This window comes from Bifidobacterium coryneforme (assembly GCF_000737865.1).
Taxonomy (GTDB): domain Bacteria; phylum Actinomycetota; class Actinomycetes; order Actinomycetales; family Bifidobacteriaceae; genus Bombiscardovia; species Bombiscardovia coryneformis.
The window spans coordinates 101,834-120,831 of the sequence record NZ_CP007287.1 but is presented as its reverse complement, the minus strand read 5'-3'; the positions used below and the strand labels follow the sequence as shown (position 1 = coordinate 120,831).

Annotated in this window: 14 protein-coding genes and 2 tRNA genes; 4 read left to right on the top strand and 12 right to left on the bottom strand. The window is 61.9% G+C overall.

All coding sequences use genetic code 11. The features are described from left to right. Positions 1-274 precede the first annotated feature (274 nt). Positions 275-2,716, top strand: coding sequence for a cation:proton antiporter domain-containing protein (locus tag bcor_RS07145; protein WP_420796636.1), 2,442 nt, complete (start codon positions 275-277; stop codon positions 2,714-2,716). On the opposite strand, the gene bcor_RS00435 is transcribed toward bcor_RS07145, so the two are convergent. The 9 genes from bcor_RS00435 to bcor_RS00390 form a co-directional block, all read right to left on the bottom strand. Then, on the bottom strand, positions 2,717-3,499 hold the full coding sequence (locus bcor_RS00435; RefSeq protein WP_051875556.1) for an alpha/beta hydrolase: 783 nt from the start codon (positions 3,497-3,499) through the stop codon (positions 2,717-2,719). A 226-nt stretch (positions 3,500-3,725) separates the two neighbouring features. Continuing rightward, positions 3,726-4,205 (bottom strand): hypothetical protein, encoded by a 480-nt coding sequence (locus bcor_RS00430; RefSeq protein ID WP_148303921.1) that lies wholly within the window; start codon positions 4,203-4,205, stop codon positions 3,726-3,728. Then, positions 4,115-4,546 carry a hypothetical protein gene (locus bcor_RS00425; RefSeq protein ID WP_038459032.1) on the bottom strand — a complete coding sequence of 144 codons (432 nt, stop codon included), beginning with the start codon at positions 4,544-4,546 and terminating at the stop codon, positions 4,115-4,117. The genes bcor_RS00430 and bcor_RS00425 overlap by 91 nt, the downstream gene beginning before the upstream one ends. A gap of 134 nt (positions 4,547-4,680) precedes the next feature. After that, positions 4,681-4,914 carry a DUF2188 domain-containing protein gene (locus tag bcor_RS00420; RefSeq protein WP_033491456.1) on the bottom strand — a complete coding sequence of 78 codons (234 nt, stop codon included), beginning with the start codon at positions 4,912-4,914 and terminating at the stop codon, positions 4,681-4,683. 279 nt (positions 4,915-5,193) lie between these two features. Then, positions 5,194-5,264: transfer RNA gene (locus bcor_RS00410), tRNA-Gly, on the bottom strand. A 90-nt stretch (positions 5,265-5,354) separates the two neighbouring features. Then, positions 5,355-6,299 (bottom strand): zinc metalloprotease HtpX, encoded by a 945-nt coding sequence (gene htpX, locus bcor_RS00405; protein WP_033498592.1) that lies wholly within the window; start codon positions 6,297-6,299, stop codon positions 5,355-5,357. A 151-nt stretch (positions 6,300-6,450) separates the two neighbouring features. Beyond that, positions 6,451-7,947 (bottom strand): FAD-dependent oxidoreductase, encoded by a 1,497-nt coding sequence (locus bcor_RS00400; protein ID WP_081870286.1) that lies wholly within the window; start codon positions 7,945-7,947, stop codon positions 6,451-6,453. A 193-nt stretch (positions 7,948-8,140) separates the two neighbouring features. Next, a complete protein-coding gene (locus bcor_RS00395) occupies positions 8,141-10,117 on the bottom strand; it encodes a heavy metal translocating P-type ATPase (protein ID WP_033498593.1) in 1,977 nt (658 codons plus the stop codon). A gap of 314 nt (positions 10,118-10,431) precedes the next feature. After that, positions 10,432-12,348 carry a S1C family serine protease gene (locus tag bcor_RS00390; protein WP_033498594.1) on the bottom strand — a complete coding sequence of 639 codons (1,917 nt, stop codon included), beginning with the start codon at positions 12,346-12,348 and terminating at the stop codon, positions 10,432-10,434. A 262-nt stretch (positions 12,349-12,610) separates the two neighbouring features. Here bcor_RS00390 and tgt point away from each other — a divergent pair, with 262 nt between their 5' ends. Both tgt and bcor_RS00380 read left to right on the top strand, forming a co-directional pair. Further along, on the top strand, positions 12,611-13,909 hold the full coding sequence (tgt, locus tag bcor_RS00385; protein ID WP_033498595.1) for a tRNA guanosine(34) transglycosylase Tgt: 1,299 nt from the start codon (positions 12,611-12,613) through the stop codon (positions 13,907-13,909). A 58-nt stretch (positions 13,910-13,967) separates the two neighbouring features. Continuing rightward, positions 13,968-14,050 (top strand) — tRNA-Leu (locus bcor_RS00380). Positions 14,051-14,152: 102 nt separating this feature from the next. On the opposite strand, the gene bcor_RS00375 is transcribed toward bcor_RS00380, so the two are convergent. The 3 genes from bcor_RS00375 to bcor_RS00370 form a co-directional block, all read right to left on the bottom strand. After that, complete coding sequence (locus tag bcor_RS00375; protein ID WP_274518301.1) at positions 14,153-15,169, bottom strand: dicarboxylate/amino acid:cation symporter; 1,017 nt, start codon at positions 15,167-15,169, stop codon at positions 14,153-14,155. Next, entirely contained in the window at positions 15,120-15,521 is a 402-nt protein-coding gene (locus tag bcor_RS07695; RefSeq protein ID WP_241435137.1) for a cation:dicarboxylate symporter family transporter, read from the bottom strand. The genes bcor_RS00375 and bcor_RS07695 overlap by 50 nt, the downstream gene beginning before the upstream one ends. A gap of 169 nt (positions 15,522-15,690) precedes the next feature. Beyond that, entirely contained in the window at positions 15,691-15,972 is a 282-nt protein-coding gene (locus bcor_RS00370) for a metal-sensitive transcriptional regulator (RefSeq protein WP_033498596.1), read from the bottom strand. Between the two features lie 136 nt (positions 15,973-16,108). On the opposite strand from bcor_RS00370, the gene bcor_RS00365 reads away from it, so the two are divergent. Continuing rightward, on the top strand, positions 16,109-18,964 hold the full coding sequence (locus tag bcor_RS00365) for a heavy metal translocating P-type ATPase (protein ID WP_033498597.1): 2,856 nt from the start codon (positions 16,109-16,111) through the stop codon (positions 18,962-18,964). The last annotated feature ends 34 nt before the right edge of the window (positions 18,965-18,998 follow it).

The window sequence follows — 18,998 nt, the reverse complement described above, 5'->3', positions numbered from 1 at the left end:
AGGATGAGCGCCGGGGCTTGAAGGCAGTCCACATCTTCACACATTTACGCCCGTCGCGAGCGCCGGGAAACCCTGGCGACCGACACCGTCCGAATCGGCCCGACAGACAAGTTGCGGGTTTGGCACCGATACGCAGAATTTTCCCTCTGTGGATAATTCAATTCCGTATACTGAAATAGGTAAGGTACGGGAACAAACTCCTCCCTGCTGGTTCGGCCCCATCCCAAGTTTCATCCCGGGCACGATGATATCGGGAATCCGCCAGACGCATGGCATGGGTGGGGCTTCCGAGCGAAGGAGGCAGCCAGTGGAAGTGTTCGTCCTGATTCTGTGCGTGGTGGCCGCCGTCCTTATATCCTCCTTTGTTTCACGGTTCATCCCCAGGGTCTCGACTCCCCTGGTACAGATCGCCCTCGGTGCGATCATGGCCTGCCTGCCGGTTTTCCCGGAAATGCAGCTGGACCCGGAACTCTTCATGGTCCTCTTCATCGCCCCCCTGCTCTACCTCGAGGCCCACACCATCAACAAGGTGGAACTCCTCAAGGACATCCGCTCCTCCTTGTCCCTGGCAATCGGTCTGGCCGCCCTGACCATGGTCATGGTCGGGGTCATCCTGCACGCGGCCTGGCCCATGTTCCCCCTGGCCGCAGCCGTGGCACTCGGCGCCGCCCTGGGACCGACCGATGCGGTGGCCGTTTCATCCCTCGGCAAGAGCGCCGACCTGACCGCCAGTCAACGGTCCACCCTGGCCGGCGAATCCCTCTTCAATGACGCCACCGGAGTCATAGGCTTCCAGTTCGCCATTCTGGCTACGGTCACCGGCTCATTCTCCATGACCCACGCCCTTCTGGAGTTCGTCGTGGAATTCGTGGGCGGCATTGGATTCGGCGTCATCATGGGCTTCCTGGTCAATTGGATCTTTGAATCCGCCCGCCGAATGGGGTGGGAGACCACGACCACCAGAATCCTCCTGGAGCTCTTCCTGCCTTTCGTGATCTACCTGGTCGGACAGAACGTTCTGCATGTCTCCGGGGTCCTGGCCGTCGTGGCCACCGGCCTCATGGCCCGGTTCGACCACACGGGCGTCGGCCCCAACACCTCCAAGGCCAACATCGTCTCCACCAGCGTCTGGAAGGTCCTTTCCTTCAGTCTGAACGGGGCCGTCTTCATCATCCTGGGCATGCTCCTGCCCACGGCGATGGGCACCAGTTGGCGTGACCGCCGGGTCAGCAACTGGATGCTCGTAGCCACCATCGTCGTAGTGGCCCTGACGGTCATCCTCCTCCGGTTCCTCTGGGTGACGACCGTACTGGTTTTCGCCAGGGACAAGGAGACCGGGAGGCGCCGCCCCATGACGGCCCGGCGCTGGCGGTCGGCCGCCGTCATGACCTTCGGAGGCCCCAAGGGAACCATCACCCTCTCCCTGGCGCTGACCATCCCCTACACCATCTCCAACGGGAGCCCCTTCCCCATGCGCAACGAGCTGATTTTCGTAGCCGCTGGGGTCATCATCGTCACCCTGGTCCTGGCCAACTTCGCCCTGCCCCTGCTTGCGCCCTCCCGTCAGACAGAGGTACCTGCCCAGCAGGTGGAGAAGTCCATCGACGTTCTGCGCAGAACCATCAGGGAGCTTTCGACCAGGATAAACGACGAGAACCGCCTGGCCATCCAGCACGTCATCAAGCAGTACAACCATCGAATCGCCAAGCTCAAGTCGGAGATTGGACAGTACTCCCCCAAGGAATTCGAGGACCTACAGGTCCAGACCATGGAGTGGGAGCAGGATTACATGGCCGAGCGGCTGAGCCGGATCGAGGATGCCGCCGACCAGATTGAAACCCGCCTGAACCTGGAGCCGAAAGGTAACCAGGAGAAGAGTGCCCCGGCAGCTGCAGATATCTTGAACGACGCAGCCGACGCACCCTCCGCTGCGGTTGGGGCCGATACGGAGGATGCCGCGGCCAGGGTCCCCCAGTCCGAGGAAAGGACCGTGCCCGAAGCCGGGACCCCCTCCCCCGCGGTCGATGATGCTGCGCCGACCGGCCAGTTGCCTGCGGGCACCGCCGCCGACCGGGATGCCGATGCGGACATGACCCGCAGCCTGCAGAAGGCCGAACAGGCTCGCGATAACGCCGAAGGGGAAATCCGCAGGCCCGAGGAAATCCAGGCGAGCGAGGATCAGAACCGTCTCTTTGAGCTACGCTGCCAGGAGCAGGCCGCCAGGAAAATCCTGTCAACCATCTCCTCCTCCCTCTTCCATCTGGACAAGGGCGGGGAGATTCGCTGGCGCACATATACAGCACACAGGCGGGTACGCGGCCTCGTTCGCAGCATCTTCTACCGCCTACGGCACAAGACGTTCAAACTCAGCGAAAACAAGGTCTTCCTGGCGGGACGCCATCTCCAGGCGGAGATGAACCATTTCCTGATTGAGAAGCTCTACGCCGAGCTGGGCAAGGGACGGTTCAAGACCGAGGACCTCCTGACCACCATCATCAACCACCAGATGATCGAGTCCTCCGCTGAGGGCCGGACCGATTACTCCGGCATGCCCGCCGTCAGGGATAACGTGGAGGAGGCCAAGCACGAGGGCTACGCCATTGAACTGGGCCAGATACAGGACATGTTCGAGGCCGGTGAGATCTCCCGCTCCCTTGCCAAGGAACTGCGCCGCAACGTATACGTCATGCAGGTGGATGCGGACTCGGCCCTCTGATTACATGAGTCCCGAGCTAACGTTGATGTCTGCCAGCCACTGACGCAGGTCGTTGAGCTCACGGATGTCAACACTATGGTCCAGGTGGTCGTACTCATGGGCCTGCAGCCAGGTGTGCTCGTCCAGCCAGGCCGCCAGGGCCCTGAACTCATACTTGGGAACGACCGTGTCCTCGGAACCGAAACCGAAGAAGACCGGCTTCTCCAAATCCGCCAGGCGGGCATCGGCAGGGGCCGTGCCCTCCACCAGTCCGGGGGCCAGGAATCCTGAAAGGCAGACCGAGGCCCGGTAACGCTCCGGATTGACCCTCAGCAGGTGGACCGCCAGCATCCCTCCCTGGGAGAAACCCATGACCACAATCTGCCTGTCGGCGGGAATGTGCTCTCCCACCCACTCGTCTATGGCCTTGGCCGCGGCATATCCGTCCCGGTCCAGGTCCTCCCGCTCCGGGCGCATGTCGTGGAACCAGGTGTATCCGGGGCCGAACATCCCCTTTTCACTGCCCGGCACCATCATGGGGGCCCTGAGGGAAATCGAATCATTGTAGGGGGCCACATAGCGCATCAGATCCGCCACGTCCTCCTCGTTGGAACCCCAGCCATGCATAATCAGGAAGAGTGGACGGCTGGTATTGGCAGCGGCCTCTTTACGGGAATACAGGACGTACTCCACTGTGAGCGGGTCGCCGAATCGCCCGGGAACCGCTGTGGACTCCCTGCCAATCAGGCCCGTCCGGTCTTCTGCGCCTTTTCCACCGTCACTGATTGCTTCAGCATTACCCATACCTCCACGATACCGTCCGCCGGAGGTGAATGCACGATAGGACCGAACGGCAATCCTGGTTGTCGCACAATGCAGCGCGCCCGATGCGGAGGCAAGACAATCGACAATGAGGCAGCGCAAATGGCAGAGCAGACAAGACGGCATAACTCACTGAACGGATGAAAATCGAGACGGCGAAGAGAACCGGATCCAGGTCAGCGGTGATTTGAAACCTTGTCTTTTGGTTTTAAGGCTCGGATTCCAGGGATTGGATCTGTCCACCCCAATCCGCCTGGAGCCTGGACATCTGGTCCGCGTTACCGATGACCACCCACCGTTTGCCCGAAAGCAGTCGCATATCCGAAACGGAAAGAGCCTCACCACCACCGAATCGGTCCAAGAGATTCGCGGCCTGGGAACGAATGGGCCCCTTGGCCAGGGACGCAGCGGAATCATTGTTGAAGACCGCATATGCAACCTTGTTGCTGGCGCAGTACCTGACGTGGGAGACCCCGACGAACCTGTCCGCACCGGCTTCCTGCCATCCCGAAGAACAGGAGCCCACAGCCCGATCTATGCCCTGGGTCATGGCCTGGGCTGAATCAATCGGAGCAGCATCGACCTCCTTGGCCTTGATCAGCCCCTGCGGATGCCCCTCGGCGATGACCAACCCCGCAACCGTGAAGAGGACCCCACACAGGAGGAGGATGATTCCACCCGAGCCCACAGAACGGTGCCGGCCCGCAGGCATATATATGTGTGCCTGGCAACAATGACCAGGACCACCGTCAGGAGGGCAAACCCCAGGGAGGCACCCGCCCAGGCGGAAATCGCAACCCGACCGATGACCCCCAGCCTGGTCGGCGCAACGGCATGGGCCAGGAGGGCAAGCCCGGCCAGGACCGAGACCAGACCGGTAATGATGGCGAGCCTGGCCCAGATGTTGGCATGTTGAACCTGAACGGGACGCTCGTCGACATAAGGGCCGGGAGGATAGGCAGCGGGCAAGCCCTCGCCGTATTCGCCGTCCGTCAACTGCTGATCGAGCTGGTTGAATCCATCAGCCATACGACTCACCGCCCTTCCGCCCAGGCTTCATCGACTTTCGATACTGCCCAGTCTATGGTCGGTACGCGCATGAAACCCTCCAGGCGGGCAATGATTCACCATCCTGTCAATTCCGCCGACGAACGGGGCGCGGCTCAACCCTTGGTGGAGCGGGGGTCCTCCTTGCCGATGGTCCTCTTGTCGCGCACCTGATTGGCTCCCTTCTTGTGGACGTTGACCTCGCCGCCACCGGACCTGTCCGCATAGACCTTGGCCTGCTTTGCTGCCTCCGCCTGGGTGGCAAAGGTCTTGGAGGCGCGTGAGGCCCCGGCCCTCTTGACGCTCCAGACGTCACGCCCCTTCTCGAATTGCACGTGATAATCAGCCATGATGACTTCCTTTCAGTACCTCGCTGTACTTACTCATCATCCACCGCCGACCCAGGGCGCAAGTGCTCCGACACGCCTGCCTCCGAACGGAACTCGTCGGGCAGATTCGCCACATTCCACGAGCCTGGACTGGCCGCCCAAGCAGATTTAGACCGGCGCATATCGCAATCCGCCACAGATAGGCACGATTCCCCAATTGAGCAGGCCAAGAGATACAAGAACAGAAACTGAATATAAAGGAAGGGAAAATCGAACCACGAGGGAAATGAAATCTCCGAGAGCGGGCGACGGGAATCGGACCCGCCTCTGAAGCTTGGGAAGCTTCCATTCTACCAATGAACTACGCCCGCAGTCGCGCCGTCAGTACTTCGCATGAACAGCACGCAAGTCTTTATGATAGCAGTTCCTGAGGATACGCGCGAGTCCGCGCCCCAGACGGTTCAGTAGCCGATTTGGCTACCCGCTCCGCTTTCTGCATCCACCTGGGTCTGGCCCATCTCCTGGCTCATGCGCATAAGGCGGGCGATGCGCTCATCAGTGGGCGGGTGGGTGGAGAAGAGTCTGCTGAATCCCTCGGCCGAGAAGGGGTTCTCAATCATCATGGCGGCCGCGCTCTGAGTACCGGAGGTCTGTGGCATGGGCACGGCCTGGGCACCATAGGAGATCTTGTTCAGGGCGGACGCCAGGGCGGCCGGATCACCGGTCAGGCGGCTCCCATCCTCATCAGCGTCATATTCACGTGTACGGGAGATGGCCATCTGAATCAGGGAGGCGCCCAGAGGGGCCAGGATGGAGCTGATCAGAACGCCAATCAACCCCAGGGCTCCTGTCGAATTATCCCGGTCACGGTCGCTACCGCCGCCGAAGTACATCAGGGAGTACCCCAGATACGTGATGACCGTGGCCATGGCCGAAGCAATTGCCGAGGTCAGGATGTCGTGGTTGTAAACGTGCATGAGTTCATGCCCCAGCACGCCCCGAATCTCGCGTTCGTTGAGGATGCGCAGGATTCCCTGGGTGCAGCAGACGGCTGCATGGCGCTCATTGCGGCCGGTGGCGAAGGCATTGGGCGATTCGGTCGGGGCAACGTAAATCCTGGGCATGGGCTTGCCTGCACGGCCCGAGAGTTCCCGGACAATCCGATAGAGCTCCGGGGCCTCCTGTTCACTGACCGGCTGGGCGTGCATGGAAGCGATTGCCACCTTGTCGGAAAACCAGTAGGACCCGAATGTGGTGGCCAGACCGACGATGATGTAAACGCCCAGGGTCCCCTGCCGACCTCCGGTCAGCCACCAGATCAGCATAATGACAGCCCACATGAGGGCAAACAGCAAGGTCGTTTTAAGACCGTTGAAATGCCCGTGAACCTTCAGCTTGCCATCCATGAGTCATATGTTAGTCTGCGTTGCTGGATTTTGACTGAATAGAAACTGTGCGGTCCCACCATGCATGGCGAGACCGCACCATCGACCCCGCGGAAAGCAGTGGGGCTGAAAATCCGCCCTAAGCGCCACCCTCCAGGGTCCTCCTCCGGAACTACTCGCCGTGGGCCAAACTTCTGAGCTTATCGGGGTCGGTGACCTTGATGTGCTCACGTCCAACCTTGGCGCCTTCGGCACGTTCGTAAGCGTCAACCCGCTTCCAGCCGGCGAAGTCGATGGGGGTTATCCCCTTGGAGGCCAGGAGACGGTCGATGGAATCGTCGGCACGGTCGGGGGCCAAACGGCCATGGGACTCAGTGGAGGCCAGATCATCCAGCATGTTGCCGATGGTCTCCAGGGCATCAGACTTCGTGGATCCAATCAGGCCTACCGGGCCGCGCTTGGCCCATCCCGTAGCATAGAGACGATCGATCGGGTGACCACCCTCGGCCTGGGGGGCGGAGCAGACCCGACCATGTTCGTTGGCCAGGGTGTACCGGGAGAAGTCGTAGGGGATGCCACTCACCTCGGCAGGCTTATAACCGATGGCATGGTAGACGGCCTGGACCGGGCACTCCTCGTACTCGCCGGTTTCGCCCATAACACCCTCGGGGGTCACCTCGGTCTTCTCCAGGCGAATGCCGCTCACCTTGCCGTCCTGACCCAGAATGGCTGCCGGCATCCGGTTGAAGTGAATGCAGAATCGACGGTCGGCCGGGTTGCCCTCGAAGTCGACGCCGCCATCCGCTTCCATGTCTTCGGCCATGTCCTTGATGGCGTAGAGCTCCTCCAGCATCTGCCTGGTCAGCTTGTCCTGTGCGGCCAGGTCGATGGTCTCCGGATCGAGGTCGAAATCCTCGTCGTCAAGAACAATCTGGACCCCGGGCAGCTTCTCCAGCTCGCGCAGCTCCTGGACGGAGAACTTGGCCTGGGCCGGGCCGCGGCGGATGAACATGTGGAGCTCGCGGGCCTTGTTTCCCTTGATGCCCTCGTACACGTTATCGGGGATATCGGTGCCCAGAAGATCATCTGCGCGGCGCATCAGAATCCTGGCCACATCCATGGCCACATTGCCGCCGCCTATCACCGCCACCTGTTCGGCATCCAGGGGCCACTCCCGACCCGCTGTCGGGTATCCGTCATACCACTCCACGAAGTGGGCGGCACCGTATACGTGATCCAGGCTGTGCCCCTCGATCTCCAGAGGACGGTCGTCCACGGCACCAGTAGCGAAGAGGACCACGTCATAGCGGTCCCTCAGGTCATCAAGGGAGACATCACGGCCGAATTCCACATCCGCATAAAGGTGGATATCGGGGTTATCCAGCGTCTTTTCCAAGGCCCCGGCGATGTACTTGATGCTGGGGTGGTCGGGCGCCACACCGTATCGGACCAGGCCGAAGGGAACCGGCAGCTTCTCGAAGAGGTCGATGCGGGCACGGCTGCCAAGCCCGAGCTCGTCACCCTTCTCCTTGAGCTGACGAAGAAGAATGTCCGAGGCGTAGACCCCGGCAGGGCCGGCACCCACGACTGCAACACGCAACTGCCCATCGGCTACGTCGCCGGTCGGAGAGGCTGAATTGTTGGAATCATTGACCTTGTTATCGCTCATGCCGACCAGCCTAACGTAAAGTCGGAATCCGCAACAGACAGGGTCGGAGTCACTCCCCGGGACTTTCACCAAATTTTGGCAGCCCTGTTTTCCCTGGATGGAGTCGCAGGTGTGCCTCTCCAGTCGGACGAGGGCAGGTCACCGTTTCACCCGCATGGATGCCGCACCCGGGCCCGGGGAATACCGGGAGGGTTCAGTCCCGGTCAAGGAGCGCGGTCAGTGCCCAGAGGATGGAGACCACGTCGATGGCCTCCTGCATGAAGGCGCCGACGACAACCGGAATCAGGTCGAAGGCCGCACAAAGCATGCCCACGGTGGCCAGGGAAAGTCCGGCCAGGACCGCCTGGAGCATGACCCGTTTGGTTCGGCGGGCGATGGCGATGGACCTGGGCAGACTGGCGATATCGTCATTCATGATGACCGCCTGGGCCGATTCGGAAGCCGCCGTCGTGGTTCCGTCGGTAATGGCCATGCCCACATCGGCCGCGGCCAGGACCGGGGCATCGTTAACCCCGTCACCCACCATCAGCGTGATGGATCGGGTTATCGATTCACCAACGAATTTCGAGAGCCACCGGTCCCACCAGGGTTCCCGGTTGGGCTCTGCTTTTGCAGCCTCGGCAATCAGGTCTGCCTTGTCCTCGGGGAAGAGGCCAGCATGGACGTCACTGATGCCCACCTGGTCGGCGATGACCCGGGCCGATTCCTCCTTGTCGCCGGTCACCATGGAGAGGCGTTCTATACCCAAGGCATGAAGGTCGGCAATGGTCTGCGCGGCATCATCCCTGGGTACATCCTTCATGACAATCCGCGCCGTCACATCCCCGTCAATGGAGACGTAAGCAGCCATCTCGTCGGGGGCGAGAGGCGCAAAGGCACTCTCTGAGACAGCCGGGTCACCGCCGGATACATAGGCCATGCGGCCCACACGCACCGTGTGCCCGTCAATGAGCCCCCGGACCCCGTTACCGGCCTCCTCCTGAACATCCTGGGCCTTGAAGCGGGCATCTCCCTGACGAATCCGCCCCTCCTCAACCCGGTTGCCTGCCGCCGTGATGCCGTTGGCCAGGATATGGACCGAATAGGACTCAACGGCCCCGGCCATGGCCAGAACCTGCCCGGTCTCCCATTCGGCGTTCTGCTGGTCGGCCATGTCAACGTGGGTGACCTGGGGCCGCTTGACCGTCAGGGTGCCCGTTTTGTCAAAGAAGATGTGCGAGACCCGGCCCAGGTTCTCAATAACATCCTGGGTCTTGATCAGGAGTCCGGCCTTGGCCAGTCTGCCGGAACCGGCCATGTAGGCCACCGGGGCGGCAATCAGAAGGGGGCAGGGGGTGGCCAGGACCAGGACCTGGGCAAAGCGGGTCGGTTCCCCGGAGATGATCCAGGCCACGCAGGCGATGATGAAGGCCAGAACCGTAAAGGGAACGGCCATCAGGTCGGCCGTCTTGACCACGGCCGCCCGGGAGGATTGGGCCGAGCGTACCAGGTTGAGAATCCGCTGGTACTGGGAATCCCGGGAGAGCTGCCTGGCCCTCATCAGGAAGGTGCCCGAACCGTTGACCGCACCGGACATAATCTGGGAACCCTCGTAGAACTGCCGGGGCATGGGTTCCCCATTGATGGTCGAAAGGTCCAGGGTTGCCGAGGGGCTGACCATCTCGCCGTCGACGGGCACGGTCTCTCCGGGTTTGACCACCAGGAGGTCGTCCAGAGCCACCTGAGCCACCGGGACGGTCTCCCAATCCGATTCCTCGGGCAGGCTGTGCCCATCAATCCGGGCCTCCCTGCCGCCATCGACCACATGGGCCACCTGGGGCGCCGCCTCGACCAGGAGGGTCAGGTTGCCTTGGGCCTTGTTATTGGCGTATTGCTCGATTGCGTCGCCCGAGTAGAGCATGAGGACCACGGCCCAGCTGGCCCAGTACTGCTTGACGGCCAGGGTGGAAAGAATGGCCACCACTGCCAGGATATCCACGCCAACATGACCATGACGGACGTCGTCTATCATTCCGCGAAGGGTGTCAATAAGGGAAATGGCGACCAGGATCGTAACAACCCACTGGGCAATCACCTGATGGGGCCGCCATAGCAGGCCCATGGCCAGACCGCAGGCCAGGACCAGCCAAAGCATGGGTACCTTGGAGGCAAAGGACAGGATTTTCTTCATCACCGCTCCCGGAGGTCGACAGACGACGAGGCGCCGATGGATGCCCCTCGCTTCTCCCGTCCACCCTATATCCAGATGTGTTTCCCCGAGCCGAGCGACATGAGGAAAGACCGACTGCCCGCATGGCGAGCGCCGTAGGACCATTCCGTGGATTCAGACGGGAGGAACTGAGGCGATGAAAACAGGTGGGGTTCCCGGACACCAGCTTATGATGTCCAGGAACCCCACCTGTCAGAGCGCTCTACCCTGCCTTCAGGGTGCGAATCGCCATCCCACGGTGCGAGCGGTCACACTCGGGAAAAGCGTTCTCCGGTTCACTGCCCGAAGAAGAACCCGAAGGGATCCTGCGGGTTGTTTCCGTTACCGCTACCGGAATCATCCTGTCCGGAACCGTCATCACCGGAACTCCTCTTATTGGACTTGGGCCTGCCTTGCACGGCCTGCTCTTCCTGGTCGAGGGTGATATTCAGATCGACGGCCTGGTTGTTGCGCACAACCGTAATCTTGGCCGAACTGCCGTAGGCCGCGGCCCGCACATATCCCAGGAGGGAGTAGTTGTTGTTGACCGCATTGTCGTTGAAGGCCACGATGGTGTCGCCGGTCTTGATGCCCGCCTTTTCCGCGGGGGAACCGGCGACCACCTTGTTGACCTTGGCGCCGCCACGGGTGACCCCATCGGCCTCGACCGTGCCGCTGGTAATGGTCACGCCCATGGAGACGTGCCTTGCCTTGCCGCTCTTGATGATCTCCTCGGAGATCCTCTTCACCAGGTTGGAGGGGATGGCGAAGCCGATGCCGATGGAGCCCGCCTCGGACTGGGAGGAGGCCATGGAGGCGATGGAGGAGTTGATACCGATGACCTGACCGGCGGCATTGAACGTAGGACCGCCCGAGTTACCGGGATTGATGGCCGCATCCAGCTGGATGGCGTTGGTCACGACGGGGTTGTTGTTGCTCTCATCCATGACCGAAACAGGGCGGTTCAGGGCCGATACGATACCCGTGGTGGCTGTGTTCTCATAGCCGAGCGGGTTTCCGATTGCCATGACATCCTCACCGACGGCCAGCTGGTCCGAGTCGGCGTACTGAATCGGTTTCAGGTCACTCGGGGCCTTTTCCAGGGCGATGACCGCCAGGTCGGCCGTGGTATCCACCCCGACCACCTTGGCTGTATATATCTGGCCATTGGACAGGGTTACATTGATCTCCTGAGCACCATCGACCACGTGGTTGTTGGTGACCACATGGCCCTGGTCGTCAATGACCGCACCAGAGCCTGCACCCACACCGTTGTTGACCTTGACCTGAATGGAGACCACGGAGGCGGAGACATCCTTGCTGATGGCCTGCCAGTCGGGGGCCTTCCCGCCCTCGATCTTGGCGGTCCCCTGCCCGGAGGAGTTGGAGGAGATCCCACTCAGGCTGGATGAGCTGGGAAGGCTGACCCAACCGTTGGAGAGGGCGGCCCAACCAAGACCCAGCATCAGGGCCGCAGCGACCAGAGCCGCCACCACGGCGGTGAAGACATACTTGCCGGAGCCACTCAAGGAACCCCCACGCATGGAGCCGTCAGGAGCCTTGCCGTCGCCACCCGGAGGGAAGGACCCCTGACCCTGTGCGGCAGGCCGACCGAAGACGGGGTATGGAGCACCCGGACGGTTACCAGCGGGGGCACTACCATTGGCGGGCTGCCCGAAGACTCCGCGCCCACCGGGCTGGCCCTGTTGGCCCGAGGCGGGCTGTTGCCCGGGTTGACCCTGCTCACCGGGCTGGCCCTGTTGATTCTGCTGGGTCTGCTGGATCCCGGGTGCGGTCTGCCCGGTCGGGGCATAGGCACCATACAGCGGAGCCGGACGATAGTAGGCCTGCCCCGCCTGCTGTGGCTGCGCATCCTTCGACGCTTCGGATGAGGAAGTGGGAGTTGCACCCGCACCCGGAGTTCCAGGATCCGCGTTGAGGGACTGGGCCGACGCCCCGTCCCCGTTCTCCGGGACTATATCCATCGGGTTAGTTGCGTAATCGGTCGAAGCCACTTGCGGCTGGGCGATGGGCTCGGGCCGGCCCATCTGGCCGGCTCCATCCTGCTTGACGGGTTCATTTCGTGCTGCGGACTCCTGCTGGTTGGGTGCCTCAGCCTGCGAATCGGCAGTCTCGTTCTCGATATGGCCGGTCTGCCATGACTGGTTCCCATCCGACCCTTTCCAGGGTTCGGGCCTGTTCTCTTCAGCCATTCCTGCTCCTTCGAATCAACTCTATGCACTGCCTATTGCGTGGCCGCACCTGATAATCTACCCCGGCAACCCGCGATATTCGTTGATTATACGTAGGCTATCGGGTCCTTATTATCATTCGAACCGCTATCAGACTAAGACAGGTGGCCTGGATGATTTCTGAACGTTCCATGAAAGCGGATTGTGACCTTCCATCCAATCTGCCGAGAGTGTGCCTCCTGGAGGCGAATCGCTTAGCCATGCTTTTGGATACAGTGAAACCATGACCTTCCTCATGAATCCCCTGGGAGCGGAACCCGGCCGACCGGGCGACCGTTCCGCCTTCTCGTTCGAAGCCATCACCCAACTGCCCTCCGCCGCAGACGGACTGGGCCGCGAGGGGCGGCGGTACGGCCGGACCGGAATCATCCATACCCCCCACGGCGATATTCATACGCCGGCTTTCATCCCGGTGGCCACCCAGGCCGCCATGAAGGCCGTGCTGCCCGAGCAGATGCGCGAAATGGGCGCCCAGGTGCTTCTGTCGAACGCCTTCCACCTCTTTGAACGCCCCGGCGAGGATATTCTGGACCAGGCAGGCGGACTTGCCCGGTTCATGAACTGGGATGGCCCCACCTACACGGATTCCGGCGGATTCCAGGTCCTCTCCCTTGGAGCGGGATTCAAGAAGACCCTGGCCATGGATGTGACGGGAATGCAGTCCGACGAGGTCATCGCCGAGGGGAAGGAACGCCTGGCCTTCGTCGATGAGGACGGAGTCACCTTCAAATCGCCCCTGAACGGGGACCAGCACCGATTCTCTGCCGAGATATCCATGGGGATCCAGCACAAGATCGGGGCCGATGTCATGTTCGCCTTCGATGAGTTGACCACCCTGATGAACACGCGCTCCTACCAGGAGAAATCAGTGGAGCGGACCTTCCGGTGGGCCAAGCGGTGCGTGGCGGAGCATGAACGCCTGACCGCAGAAAGGACGGGAAAGCCCTATCAGGCCCTGTTCGGCGTCGTGCAGGGGGCCAATTACGAGGACCTCCGCCGCAAGGCCGCCGGTCAGATCGCCTCCCTGGACTTCGACGGGGTGGGCATCGGCGGGGCCATCGAAAAGCGGCTTCTGGGCCAGACCTGCGCCTGGATATGTGACGAGATGCCCGAGTCCCGACCCAGGCACGTTCTGGGCATCGCCGCCGTGGACGATATCTTCGCCGGTGTGGAAAATGGCGGCGACACCTTCGACTGCGTGGCACCGGCCAGGTGTGGCCGCAACGGGGCCGTCTTCACCCGCGACGGCCGTTGGAACATCAAGCGCGCCCAGTTCAAGAACGACTTCAGGCCCATTGAGGAGGACTGCGACTGCTACGCCTGCACCAACTACTCCAGGGCCTATATCAACCACCTTCTGCGGGCTCGGGAATTCAACGGGTTCACCTTGGCCACCATTCATAATGAGCGTTTCTTCGTCCGCCTCCTGGACGAGATCCGCGCCTCCATCGATGGCGGCTATTTCGATGACTACAAGAAGGAGACCCTGGCAAGGTTCTACGCCAACGGCTCCAGAGGGTAAAACCAACACGCTTGCAATTGCGCCACCTGCGGGGACATGCTATCATTTCTGTTTGTCTGCGAACGTGGCGGAATGGTAGACGCGCTGTCTTCAGGTGGCAGTGAGCGAATGCTCGTGAGGGTTCAACTCCCTCCGTTCGCACGGAGACGAAACGCCGTCGACAAGGGTTCTTCCCTGTCGGCGGCGTTTTCCATATCTTCAATCAGTCAGGTGCCGGAAGCAGCACTCCCGGCACCTCACCTTTTATAGACCCTCCGGGTCTTCTTCTATGTCCTGATCATCGAAGACCTTCCGCCCACTGTAGAGGTCCATGTCCAGCTCGTTTTCCGTCCTGGCCACAATGACGGCCGTATTGGCGGCACCAGCCACGTTGACCAGGGTGCGGCCCATGTCGACCAACTGGGAGATGGGCTGCATGATGGCGATGAAGGGAACGGGCAGACCCGCCGCCGTGAACAGGGAGGTGGCGGTAATCGTGGCCGTACCGGGCACACCCACCGTCCCGACGGAAACCACCAGGGCGAAGACAATCAGAAGGGCAAAGCGCACGAAGGAGTACGAACCACCCTGGGCATTGATGGCGAAGACCGCCAGGAGGACCGGCCAAAGACCGGCGCATCCGGGCATACCCAGATTGGCACCCAGGCTGGCCACGAAGGAGGCGGCCTCCTCCGGAACGCCGGCCGAGCGCAGCTGGCGGACGGTGACGGGAATGGTGCCGATGCTGCTCTCGGAGGTGAAGGCCACCACACCCGCAGGCCAGAGGGCCCGGAAGAAGGGCAGGGGGTTGACGCGTCCAACCAGGGCCAGAATCAGGGGCTGGGCCAGGAAGAGCTGAATGGCCAGTCCCAGGTAAGCCACCAGGAGAACACCCAGAAGGGGCAGGAGACTCTTGAGGCTACTGTTCCCGATGGCGGCCGCAATCAGGGAGAGGACAGCGTAGGGGGTAAAGCCGACGATGATCTGGGTGGCCTTGGAGAGCACCACATTGCCGGCTTCGACGAAGGCCTTGAAGGGGGCCACGCTCTTCTCGCCACGCGGAGTAGAGGCGGCCTTGTTCATGGAAACAGCCAGGAGGATGGCGAAGATCACAATCGGAATGACCTGGTTATTGGCCCAGTTATCGGCAAGATTCGACGGGAAGAGCCCTACCAGGGTATCGACCACCCCGGGCACCTCGCGGGGTTTAACCCCCTTGGGCAGGGCCTGGTCAAACCCCTTGCCCACCTGGAAGAGCAGTCCGAGGACCAGAGCAATCACGGCTGCCGTGAAGGTATTGACCAGCAGGAGCACGATGGTCTTCAGGCACGATGGTCTTCAGGCTGATGTTCTTGAGCCTGCCGGCCCCGCCTATCCGCCCGATGCTGGCGACGATGCTGAAGAGCAGGAGGGGGACCACTATGGCCGATATGACCTTGGACCAGATGGCGCCGAAGGCTCCCACGTAAGCGGTGTGGCCCGAGAAGCCAACCCCCACGATGATTCCCAGTACCGTGGCTATGATGACCCGCCAGCTGAAGTTGACCTTGGTCTTCTTGCTCAGCAGGGCCAGCCCTGCAAAAAGGACGACGACGACTATCAGAGCCGCCCAGTCCCAACTCGTTTCCGACATCGGATCTCCTCTTTTAGCAAACCTTCCCAGAGACCGGTCGGCCCAGGGGTGAGGTTTAATCTAGCAGGAGAAAAACGTAAGTTCATCCGGTTCGGGCCTAATGCATATATCTGTTGCTTATGAGGCGTTATTCCCGGACCGATCAGGCCGATTCAAAGGCGGTTGCCGACTAGGAGCGGACCAGACGGGCGATGGCCTCGGAAGCCTCTTCCATCTTCTCGTCGGCCTCCTCCCCGCCCTTGGCGGCAGCCTGACGGACACAGTGGTTCATGTGGTCATCCAGAAGCGTCAGTGCCACCGATTTCAAAGCGCTGGTGGAGGCTGCAATCTGGGTGAGGATGTCGATGCAGTAGGTATCGGACTCTACCATCTGCTCGATGGCCCTGACCTGACCCTCGATACGCCGAAGTCTGGTGATGGTTCTCTTCTTGTCGTTGGCATATCCGGGCAAGGTCCACTCCATTCCTGGTCGGACCATGGCCTGCCGGGCGGGAACCGAGGATTGTCCATGAAATCCGTCTTGAAATCTACCATCAGTATACCCCCCGGGGGTATTATGGAGGCAATCCACTCCGAAAGGGTGATTCATGAGCAGCACTCTCGTTCTCATTGCGGCCCTGGTCATAACGGCAGGCATCATCTGGTATTTCTTCGCGCCCAAGAAAGCCGCCCAGGCCAAGGAAGAGGACGGCGTCCAGACCGTCCGCATCACAGTCAAAGGCGGATACAGCCCCCAACTGATCCAGGTTCAGGCCGGGCGGCCGGTCAAGCTGGTCTTCGACCGCCAGGAGAGCGGAGAGTGCTCCTCGCACGTGGTCTTCAACGACTTCAACATCGACAAGACCCTGCCTGCCTTCCAGACCTCGACCATCCAGCTGACACCACCCAAAGCCGGCGACTACCCCTTTGCCTGCGGAATGAACATGCTCCATGGGATGCTCCGGGCCACCGACGGACCCCGGGCAGGGGATACCGCGGACTCCACCCGGACAGAAGCGGACGAAGCAGTGCCCAATCAGGAGCAGAGGAACCAGGGGCAAATCAACCAATCTCAGGAGGACCAGGGCGAAGCGGACCAGGAACGAACGGCTGAAATCCGCGACCTGACCCGACGGTTCATCGTGGCCCTGATCTTCACCCTCCCGGTCTTCATCCCGGCCATGTTCGGCATGTTCATCCCCATGCCCCACATCCTGATGAACCCCTGGGTTCAACTGGTCCTGATTCTGCCGGTCATGTTCTACGCAGGCTGGCCCATCCACCGCACCGGATGGCTGGCCCTGGCGCACCGGACTCCCGAGATGAACTCCCTGGTCGCCCTGGGCACCGCCACCGCATTCCTCTACTCGCTGGTGGTCACCATAGCGCCGCAACTCCTCCCCGTCGGCAGTCGTGAACCCTACTACGAGGCGGTGGGAACCATCATCACCCTGATGATTCTCGGCCAGATACTTGAGGCACGGGCGCGACGCGGCACCGGTGATGCCATTCGCGCCCTGGTCGGATTGAGGCCGAAAACGGCCACCGTGGTCAGGACCGACCAGGATGGCATGGAGACCACCAGGGAAATCCCGGTCGACGATGTGGCCGTCGGAGATGTGATCCAGGTCCACCCGGGCGAGAAGATGCCAGTGGATGGCCAGGTCATTTCGGGGTCATCCTCGGTCGACGAGTCCATGGTGACCGGCGAACCCATGCCCGTTCTCAAACAGGAGGGCGACTCCCTGGTGGGGGCCACCGTCAACGGGACAGGCTCCCTGCGCTACAGGGCCACCCAGGTCGGTCAGGACACGGTCCTGGCCCAGATCATCCGCCTGGTCAGGACGGCCCAGACCTCCAAGGCGCCCATCCAGAAACTTGCCGACCGGATATCCTCCATCTTCATTCCAGGGGTCATCCTGGTGGCGCTGTGGACCTTCGTGGTCTGGTGGGTCTTCGGCCCCATGCCCCGCGGGGTCTACGGAATAGTGGCGGCGGTCTCCGTCCTGGTCATCGCCTGCCCCTGCGCCCTGGGACTCGCCACCCCACTGTCGGTGACGATCGGAACCGGGCGCGGAGCCCGGGCCGGCGTGCTCTACAGGTCGGCGGAGGCCCTCCAGGGGGCGCATGATGTTGATACGGTCGTGCTCGACAAGACGGGCACCATCACCCAGGGCCGTCCGGAACTGGCCGACGTTCTGACCGCACCGGGGGTGGACGGCCGGCTCCTGATCAGGGCGGCCGCAAGCGCCGAGAGCAACTCCGAGCATCCCCTGGCCCAGGCCATCGTTCAGGCAGCCAAGGACCGCAACCTCGCCATGGTCCAAGCCGACGGCTTCGATTCGGTCACCGGCGAGGGCATCGACGCAACCTTCCCCCCGGGCTCCTTCCAGGAAGACAGGGCGGAAGGTCCCCGTAACGGGGATGCCATCCATGTCCTGGTCGGCAACCGCAGGCTCCTCGAAGGCAGGGGAATCGAGTCGGGTACCGGACGGTCGGACCATGCGGACACACAGTCGCTCTTCGACACCGCCCGCAGCTGGGAAGACCAGGGGCGCACGACCATCTTCGTCGCCATCGATGGACTTCCGGCCGGGGTCCTGGCCGTGACCGACCAGGTCAAACCCGGCTCCAGGCAGGCCATCCATGACCTGAACGAACGCGGCATCCAGACAATCATGTTGACCGGCGACAACCAGGGCACCGCCGAAAAGGTGGGTGGTCAGGTAGGTGTCAACCGGGTGGTGGCGCAAATCCACCCCGAGGACAAGGCGGGCATCGTCAAGGCCCTCCAGGCCCAGGGGCACAAGGTCGCCATGATCGGGGACGGAATCAACGACGCCCCGGCCCTGGCCCAGGCCGACCTGGGTATGGCAATCGGCACCGGAACGGACGTGGCCATCGAGTCCGCCGACGTAACCCTGGTCTCGGGCGACCTGAATGCAGCCGTCAAGGCCATTGACCTTTCGGCGGCGACCATGCGCAACATCCATCAGAACCTCTGGTTCGCCTTCGGGTACAACGGCCTGGGCATACCCATCGCCGCCGGTCTCCTCTACCCCTTCACCGGCCTCCTCCTCAACCCGATGATCGCCGGGGCCGCCATGGCCTTCTCGTCCCTGTCGGTGGTCCTGAACGCCAATCGTCTACGCCGAACCCCGCTCAGGGCCAGACCGGTCAAGGGGGCCACCCCCATCGACATGGATGCCCTTACTACGGATATCAACATTTCCGACCATCAAGAACACAACCAAGAGAAAGGACATGAGATGGGACTCTTCCACCGTCATGACAACAATCAGCAGAATCAATCCGCCAAGGTGACCGACCCGGTCTGCGGTATGACCATCGACCCCGACACGGCTGCGGCCAAGCGCGACTATCAGGGGAACACCTACTACTTCTGCTCGCAGAACTGCGCCGACACCTTCAACAAGGACCCGGAGAAGGTTCTGAACAAGTAGGTTGGGCGGCAGGCCAGCACCCGTGAGGTGGGCC